The following is a 7,028-nucleotide window of genomic DNA, read 5'->3' on the forward strand; positions in this document are numbered from 1 at the left end:
TCACCGGCACCCTGACCGAGGTGCTGTTCGAGGAAGGCGACCGCGTCGTCAAGGGCCAGGTGCTGGCCCGGCTCGAGGACAACGCCCTGCGGGCCGCGCTCGAGGCGGCGCGGGCCAACGTCAAGAGCGCGCAGGCCAATGTCGAGGCGACGCGGGCGCAGTGGCTGCAGGCGCAGTCCGACCTGAAGCGCCAGGACGAGCTGGCCGCCAGCGGCATGTCGACGAAGCAGGCGGCCGAGCAGGCCCGCACCGCGGTGCTGGCCTTCGCGGCGCAGCTGGAGGCGCGCCGCCGCGAGGCCGATGCCGCCGCCGCGCAGGCCGCGCAGACGCAGGTCAACTTCGACTACACGATCGTCAAGGCGCCGTTCTCCGGCGTCATCACCGCCAAGGCGGCGCAGGTGGGCGAGATCGTCTCGCCGCTGTCGGCCGGCGGCGGCTTCACGCGGACCGGCGTCGGCACCATCGTCGACATGGAATCGCTGGAAGTGGATGTCGACGTCAACGAGGCCTACATCGGCCAGGTCAAGGCGGACATGCCGGCCGAGGCGGTGCTGGACGCCTACCCCGACTGGAAGATCCCCGCCCACGTGATCGCGGTCGTGCCCTCGGCCGACCGCGGCAAGGCCACGGTCAAGGTGCGGGTCGCGCTGGAGAAGAAGGACCAGCGCGTCGTGCCCGACATGGGCGTGCGGGTCTCCTTCCTGGCCGCCAAGGCCGACGCGCAGGCCGCGCCGCCGCCCGGCGTGCTGGTGCCCCGGTCGGCCGTCGCGACGCGCGACGGCGCGGAGGTGGTGTTCGTCGTCGTCGGCCAGAACGCCGCGGCGCGCAAGGTGAAGCAGGGAACGCCGGTGGGCGACCAGGCGGTGGTGCTGGACGGGATCAAGCCCGGCGAGCCCGTCGTCGTGAACCCACCGGAGCAGTTGCGGGACGGCGGCGAGATCCATCTGACCGCCAAGTGAATGAACCGTTGATGCGAGGAGTCACCGTGAGCAAGTTGATCGAGATCCGTGACCTGTCCAAGGTCTACACCCGAGGCAAGCAGAAGGTCGAGGTGCTGCACCACATCGACCTGGACGTGGCGCAAGGCGAGTTCCTGGCGCTGATGGGCCCGTCGGGCTCCGGCAAGACGACGCTGCTGAACCTGATCGGCGGGCTGGACCAGCCCAGCGGCGGCGCCATCGCCATCGGCGGCCAGCGCATCGACCAGCTCAGCGCCTCGGCGCTGTCGAAGTGGCGCGCGGCCAAGGTGGGCTTCGTCTTCCAGTTCTACAACCTGATGCCCACGCTCTCCGCGCTGCGCAACGTGGAGCTGCCGCTGCTGCTGACCAAGCTGTCGGCGGCCGAGCGCCGCAAGCGCGCCTCGATCGCGCTGCAGCTGGTGGGCCTGTCGGACCGCGCCAGCCACAAGCCGACGGAACTCTCCGGCGGCCAGCAGCAGCGCGTGTCGATCGCCCGGGCGATCGTCTCCGACCCGACGCTGCTGGTCTGCGACGAACCCACCGGCGACCTGGACCGCCAGTCCGCCGAGGACGTGCTGGCGCTGCTGCAGGCGCTCAACCGCGACCATGGCAAGACCATCGTGATGGTCACCCACGATCCGAAGGCCGCCGAGCGCGCCCGCATGACCCTGCACCTGGACAAGGGCACGCTGGTCGAGCAGTCGGTGTCGGCGGCGGCCTGAGGCCGCGGCCCCAAAGAGAGGCAGGCCATGAAATACCTTCATCTGATCTGGGCGGCGCTGTTCCGGCGCAAGCTCAGGACCTTCCTGACGCTGGTGTCGATCATCACGGCGTTCCTGCTGTTCGGGCTGCTCGACGCGGTGCGGACGTCCTTCGACCAGGCCGGCCAGTCGGCCAACGGCGCGTCGCGGCTGCAGACCGGCTCGCGGCTGTCCTTCATCCAGACCCTGCCGATGGCGCTGACGCAGCGCATCCAGGCGGTCGACGGCGTCAAGCTGGTGACCCATGCGAACTGGTTCGGCGGCGCCTACCAGGACCCGCACAACCAGGTCTTCAGCTTCGCGGTCGCGCCGAACTACCTGGACATGTATCCCGAGATGGTGGTCACCGACCAGGCCCGGCAGGCCTTCGCCTCGACCCGCATCGGGGCGCTGGTGGGCGAGGGCCTGGCCAAGCGCTTCAACTGGAAGGTCGGGGACAAGATCCCGCTGCAGTCGACGATCTTCCCGGACCGCAACGGCAGCAAGAACTGGCAGTTCGAGATCGTCGGCCTGATCCATGCCGCGGACAAGAAGTCCGGCGGCTGGTACGACCAGATGTTCCTGCTGAACTGGAAGTACTTCGACGACACGACGCCCTACAACCAGGGCGCGGTGGGCTGGTACGTGACGCGGGTGGCCGACGCGAACCAGGCGGACCGCGTGGCCAAGGCGATCGACGCGATCTCGGCCAACTCCGACCATGAGACCCGCACGCAGACCGAGCAGGCGGCGATGGCCTCGTGGATGAAGCAGGTGGCGGACATCGGGCTGATCGTCAGCTCGATCATGGGCGCGGTGTTCTTCACGCTGCTGCTGCTGTCGGGCAACACGATGATGCAGGCGGTGCGCGAGCGCACCAGCGAGATCGCGGTGCTCAAGACGATCGGCTTCTCGGGGCACAGCGTGCTGGCGATGGTGCTGGCGGAGTCGGTGCTGCTGTTGCTGATCGGCGGCGTGATCGGGCTGGGGCTGGCCAGCGTGCTGGGGCCGGTCATCAGCGCGGGCAGCGGCGGTTCGCTGAACCTGCCGGCGGCCGGGCTGAACAGCTGGGCGATGGGCGTGGGCTTCATGGTGCTGTTCGGCGTCATCGTCGGCGCGCTGCCGGCCTTGAACGCGATGCGCCTGAACATCACCGACGCGCTGGCCGGGAGGGCCTGACCATGAAGTTCCTGAAACGACTGGGATTGGTGCTGCTGCTGGTGATCGTGCTGGCGGCGTGGGTGATGCTGCCGTGGTTCGGCGCGCTGGGACTGGCGGTGCTGCTGGCGCTGTGGATGTTCCTGTCGCGGCGCGGGGCGCAGGCGCGGTCGGTGACCAGCGTCGGCGTCAGCACGCTGCCGCAGCGGCTGGGATCGTCGGCGGTGATCGTGGTGGGCATCGCGGGCGTCGTCGGCGTGCTGGTGGCGCTGCTGGCGATGGCCGAGGGGTATGCCGAGACGCTGCGCAAGTCCGGCAGCGAGGACAGCGCGATCGTGCTGCGCGGCGCGTCGGCGGCGGAGGTGGCCTCGGTGCTGAGCCGCGACGACATCACGCAGATCGCGCAGGCGCCGGGCGTGGCCAAGTCCGCCAAGGGCGAGCCGCTGGTGTCGGCCGAGACGGTGGTCGCGGCCAACCTGCCGGTCAAGGGCACGACGACCGACGAGGAGGGCAGCGTGCAGGTGCGCGGCGTCGGCGACGAGGCCTTCGCGGTGCGGCCGCAGGTGAAGATCGTCGCCGGGCGGAAGTTCCAGCCCGGGCTCAAGGAGATGATCGTCGGCCAGGGCGCGGCGCGGCAGTTCGAGGGCCTGGAGCCCGGCAAGCAGATCCGGCTGGGCAGCCAGATCTGGACGGTGACCGGGATCTTCGCCTCGGGCGACTCGATGGAGTCGGAGCTGTGGGCGGATGCGCCGGTGGTGGCGGAGACCTACCGGCGAGGCGCGAGCCGCAACTCGGTGACGGTGAAGCTGACCGGCGCGGACGCGTTCAAGGGCTTCAAGGCGGCGCTGGACGGCAATCCGCAGCTCAAGGTCGACGCGACGACGACGCTGGCGTTCTTCGCCAAGCAGTCGGAGCAGATGACCAAGATCCTGCGGGTGATCGGCATCGTCGTCGGGACGATCATGGCGATCGGCGCGGTGTTCGGGGCGCTGAACACGATGTTCGCGGCGGTCGCGACGCGGGCCCGCGAGATCGCCACGCTGCGCGCGATCGGTTTCCCGGGGCTGCCGGTGGTGGTCGCGGTGATGCTGGAGACGATGCTGCTGGCCGCGATCGGCGGCGTCATCGGCGGGGCGATCGCCTTCCTGCTGTTCAACGGGCATGCGGCGTCGACGATGGCCGCGGGGTCGGTGGGCAAGCTGAGCTTCGAGCTGCGGGTGTCGGGGCAGCTGCTGTGGGAAGGCCTCAAGTGGGCCCTGGCCATCGGCTTCATCGGCGGCCTGTTCCCGGCGGTGCGGGCAGCCAGCGTGCCGGTCACGACGGCGCTGCGCGAGCTTTGAAATCAAAGGCCGGCCGGTGCTGGGAAGCATCGGCCGGCTTTCAGGGGCGCCATCAGCCCGTTCGAGCGATTGGCATGGTCTCCATCTCTCGTCGCAGTTCGTGGGCGTCGGACAGGGCCACAAAGGCTTCATGTCGCGAGAACGGTCGCTCGTCGATGTAGTCGGCCGAGTTCCGACGCTTGCGCAGAGTCCCAAGGCGCTTTGCGAAGTCCTTGTATCCAGAAGCGGCGAAGTGCTGCTGCGTGCGCGCGTGCGCATCAGCGCCGCGGGACTGCACGTTCGCCACTTTCCTCGCGAGTAGGAACACGGCGTAGTACGCGCGGGAGGCGGCCGTTCGAAGGCTTGCTTCGTCCTTGCGCAGGACAAGTTCCCCGGCGAGGGTGAGCAGGCCATCAGGGAGTTTGGGCGTCATGCTCGACCTCCTCGTCGCGCACCGGAGGAAACGATCCCGCTTCATCCTCGACGGAGATCAACCCGGCGAGGGCGGCCAGCGCAGGATGTGCCTTCTCGAGCTCCCACAGTCGATACAACTCCGCCGCCACCAGCCGTCCGTTGGCGCGAGGGCAGCCGTACATGGAGATGCGAAGCTGGTAGGTTCCCGCGTCCGGGTCCATGTCGACCTGGGCCGTGATCGTCTTGTCGACCGCGCACTGTTCCACCAGGGAGAGCAGTTGATCGACATCCGGCGGATAGACCTGCGGATGTTGCTTGAGGAACCATCCAATGATCTCGTGGAAGGTCCGCGTGCCCTTGCTTGCCTCGAGGTTGAAGGGCCATTCATTCGGATTGCAGGGATAACACGCGCTCGGCCATTTCGACCAGTCCGCGTCATAGACCCAGCATCCCTCCGGGATCCTGTTCGTCGAGGCCACGCGCGCAGTCGCAGGCCGTTCTTCGATCGTCAGCATGTCCACCTTCCTTTCGCGGTGCGGTCCTGCACGGCTTGATTGAGAAGGTGGTGATTCTCGAAATGCGTCGACCCTGCGTCATGACTCGCACAAGTCGAAAACGGGGGGAGAACAAGCAAGGAAGTGGGCACCCGCGCGAGGGCACCCCGAGGGGCGTGGTCAGCTGAACGCGGCCAGCATCCGCTCCAGCGCGACCATGAACGGCTGATGCATCAGCGGCAGCGTCGCCACCATGCCGACCAGGCCGATGCTGACCGTCAGCGGGAAACCCACCGAGAACACGTTCAGTTGCGGCGCCACCCGCGAGATGATGCCCAGCACCAGGTTCACGAACATCAGCATCGTGATCAGCGGCAGCGCGATCCACAGCCCCATGCGGAACACCTCCGCGCCCCAGACCTGCGGCTGCGCCACGCGCAGGAAACGGAACGGCTCCTCGCCGACCGGGAAGGCCTGGAAGCTCTCCACCAGCGAGTTGATCAGCATCAGGTGCCCGTTGATCGCCACGAACAGGAACGCCACCATCGACCCGAGGAAGCGCGACGACGACGTCCCCTGCGACCCGGTCGACGGATCGAAGAAGCCCGCGAAGTTCAGCCCCATCTGCAGCCCGATCAGCTCGCCGGCGAACTCCAGCGCCGCGAACACCAGCCGCACCGCGAAGCCCATCGCCAGCCCGATCAGCAGCTGCTGCGCCGTCACCGTCAGGATCTGCGGCAGCGAGTCCAGCGGGATCACCGGCATCGCCGGCAGCGACGGCTGCGCCGCCACCGCGATGAACAGCGCCAGCCCGATCCGCACCCGCGTCGGCACCTGGCGCTGGCTGAACACCGGCATGCCGGCGAACAGCGCCAGCGTGCGCAGGAACGGCCACAGGATCGGATTGATCCAGGCCAGCAACTGCGCTTCGCTGAGGGAGATCATCGCGGCGAGGGGAAGGGGAACGGGAAGGCGGCGGGCGCGGCCGGGCGCTCAGCCCAGCGCCTGCGGGATGCTCTGCAGCGTGCGCTGGATGTACTCGACCAGCGTCGTGATCATCCAGGGGCCGGCGATCGCCAGCACCAGCACCGCCGCGACGATCTTGGGCACGAACGACAGCGTCGACTCGTTGATCTGCGTCGCCGCCTGGAACACCGACACCAGCACCCCGACCGCCAGCACCGTCAGCAGCAGCGGCGCGGCCACCAGCAGCAGCACGTACAGGCCCTGCTGGCCGATCGTGAAGACCTGTTGCGCATCCATCGTCTTGTCCTTTCGTGCGAGGCCGCTACTGCGCGAACGACGCCGCCAGCGAGCCCAGCAACAGGTTCCAGCCGTCCGCCAGCACGAACAGCATCAGCTTGAAGGGCAGCGACACCAGCACCGGCGACAGCATCATCATCCCCAGGCTCATCAGCACGCTGGAGACGATCATGTCGATCACCAGGAAGGGGATGAAGATCAGGAACGCGATCTGGAACGCCGACTTCAGCTCGCTGGTCACGAAGGCCGGCACCAGCACGCGGAAGGGCACGCTTTCCGGCGCGACGTTGGGCTCGAGCTTGGCCAGCTTGGCGAACAGCGCGACGTCCGACTGGCGCGTCTGCTTCAGCATGAAGGCGCGCATCGGCACCTGGGCGCGGTCCAGCGCCACGTCGAAGCCGATCTGGCCGCTCTGGTAGGGCTGCCAGGCCTCGGCGTAGACGCGGTCCAGCGTCGGGCTCATCACGAAGAAGGTCAGGAACAGCGACAGGCCGACGATCACCTGGTTGGGCGGCGCGGCCTGCGTGCCCAGCGCCTGGCGCAGCAGCGACAACACGATCACGATCCGGGTGAAGCCCGTCATCATCAGCAGCACCGCGGGCAGGAACCCGAGCGCGGTGAAGAACAGCAGCGTCTGGATCGGCACCGAGTAGTTGGTGCCGCCGGCGCCCTGGCCGATGA

9 protein-coding genes are annotated in these 7,028 nt (G+C 68.4%); 4 read left to right on the plus strand and 5 right to left on the minus strand.

All coding sequences use genetic code 11. The features are described 5' to 3' along the window. The 4 genes from N5D62_RS28045 to N5D62_RS28060 form a co-directional block, all read left to right on the plus strand. On the plus strand, nt 1-959 hold a 959-nt coding region (locus tag N5D62_RS28045; protein ID WP_279761406.1), incomplete at its 5' end, for an efflux RND transporter periplasmic adaptor subunit. An 11-nt stretch (nt 960-970) separates the two neighbouring features. Beyond that, a complete protein-coding gene (locus tag N5D62_RS28050; RefSeq protein ID WP_279761408.1) occupies nt 971-1,681 on the plus strand; it encodes an ABC transporter ATP-binding protein in 711 nt (236 codons plus the stop codon). Nucleotides 1,682-1,708: 27 nt separating this feature from the next. Further along, nucleotides 1,709-2,878, plus strand: a complete 1,170-nt coding sequence (locus N5D62_RS28055; protein ID WP_279761410.1) for an ABC transporter permease — start codon at nt 1,709-1,711, stop codon at nt 2,876-2,878. Between the two features lie 2 nt (nt 2,879-2,880). Then, entirely contained in the window at nt 2,881-4,197 is a 1,317-nt protein-coding gene (locus N5D62_RS28060) for an FtsX-like permease family protein (protein ID WP_279761412.1), read from the plus strand. A 52-nt stretch (nt 4,198-4,249) separates the two neighbouring features. Here the strand turns inward: N5D62_RS28060 and N5D62_RS28065 are convergent, their stop codons facing one another. From N5D62_RS28065 to fliP, 5 genes are all read right to left on the minus strand, one after another. Beyond that, nucleotides 4,250-4,609 (minus strand): hypothetical protein, encoded by a 360-nt coding sequence (locus tag N5D62_RS28065; protein WP_279761413.1) that lies wholly within the window; start codon nt 4,607-4,609, stop codon nt 4,250-4,252. Beyond that, nucleotides 4,590-5,105: a hypothetical protein gene (locus N5D62_RS28070; RefSeq protein WP_279761414.1), complete on the minus strand. Its 516-nt coding sequence runs from the start codon at nt 5,103-5,105 to the stop codon at nt 4,590-4,592. The genes N5D62_RS28065 and N5D62_RS28070 overlap by 20 nt, the downstream gene beginning before the upstream one ends. 159 nt (nt 5,106-5,264) lie before the next feature. Next, the gene (gene fliR / locus N5D62_RS28075; RefSeq protein WP_279761415.1) at nt 5,265-6,029 is read right to left on the minus strand and encodes a flagellar biosynthetic protein FliR; all 765 of its coding nucleotides are present in this window, start codon (nt 6,027-6,029) and stop codon (nt 5,265-5,267) included. 48 nt (nt 6,030-6,077) lie between these two features. Continuing rightward, entirely contained in the window at nt 6,078-6,347 is a 270-nt protein-coding gene (fliQ, locus tag N5D62_RS28080; RefSeq protein WP_088384498.1) for a flagellar biosynthesis protein FliQ, read from the minus strand. A 25-nt stretch (nt 6,348-6,372) separates the two neighbouring features. Next, on the minus strand, nt 6,373-7,026 hold the full coding sequence (gene fliP / locus N5D62_RS28085; protein WP_279761418.1) for a flagellar type III secretion system pore protein FliP: 654 nt from the start codon (nt 7,024-7,026) through the stop codon (nt 6,373-6,375). Nucleotides 7,027-7,028: the final 2 nt, after the last annotated feature.

Origin of the sequence: Mitsuaria sp. GD03876 (assembly GCF_029840635.1) — a bacterium.
Lineage (GTDB): Bacteria > Pseudomonadota > Gammaproteobacteria > Burkholderiales > Burkholderiaceae_C > Roseateles.

Bases quoted from the DNA above. Each gene is read 5' to 3' on its own strand.
- N5D62_RS28050 (WP_279761408.1), top strand. From the start codon at position 971: ATGCGAGGAGTCACCGTGAGCAAGTTGATCGAGATCCGTGACCTGTCC.
- N5D62_RS28055 (WP_279761410.1), top strand. From the start codon at position 1,709: ATGAAATACCTTCATCTGATCTGGGCGGCGCTGTTCCGGCGCAAGCTC.
- N5D62_RS28060 (WP_279761412.1), top strand. From the start codon at position 2,881: ATGAAGTTCCTGAAACGACTGGGATTGGTGCTGCTGCTGGTGATCGTG.
- N5D62_RS28065 (WP_279761413.1), bottom strand. From the start codon at position 4,609: ATGACGCCCAAACTCCCTGATGGCCTGCTCACCCTCGCCGGGGAACTT.
- N5D62_RS28070 (WP_279761414.1), bottom strand. From the start codon at position 5,105: ATGCTGACGATCGAAGAACGGCCTGCGACTGCGCGCGTGGCCTCGACG.
- fliR (WP_279761415.1), bottom strand. From the start codon at position 6,029: ATGATCTCCCTCAGCGAAGCGCAGTTGCTGGCCTGGATCAATCCGATC.
- fliQ (WP_088384498.1), bottom strand. From the start codon at position 6,347: ATGGATGCGCAACAGGTCTTCACGATCGGCCAGCAGGGCCTGTACGTG.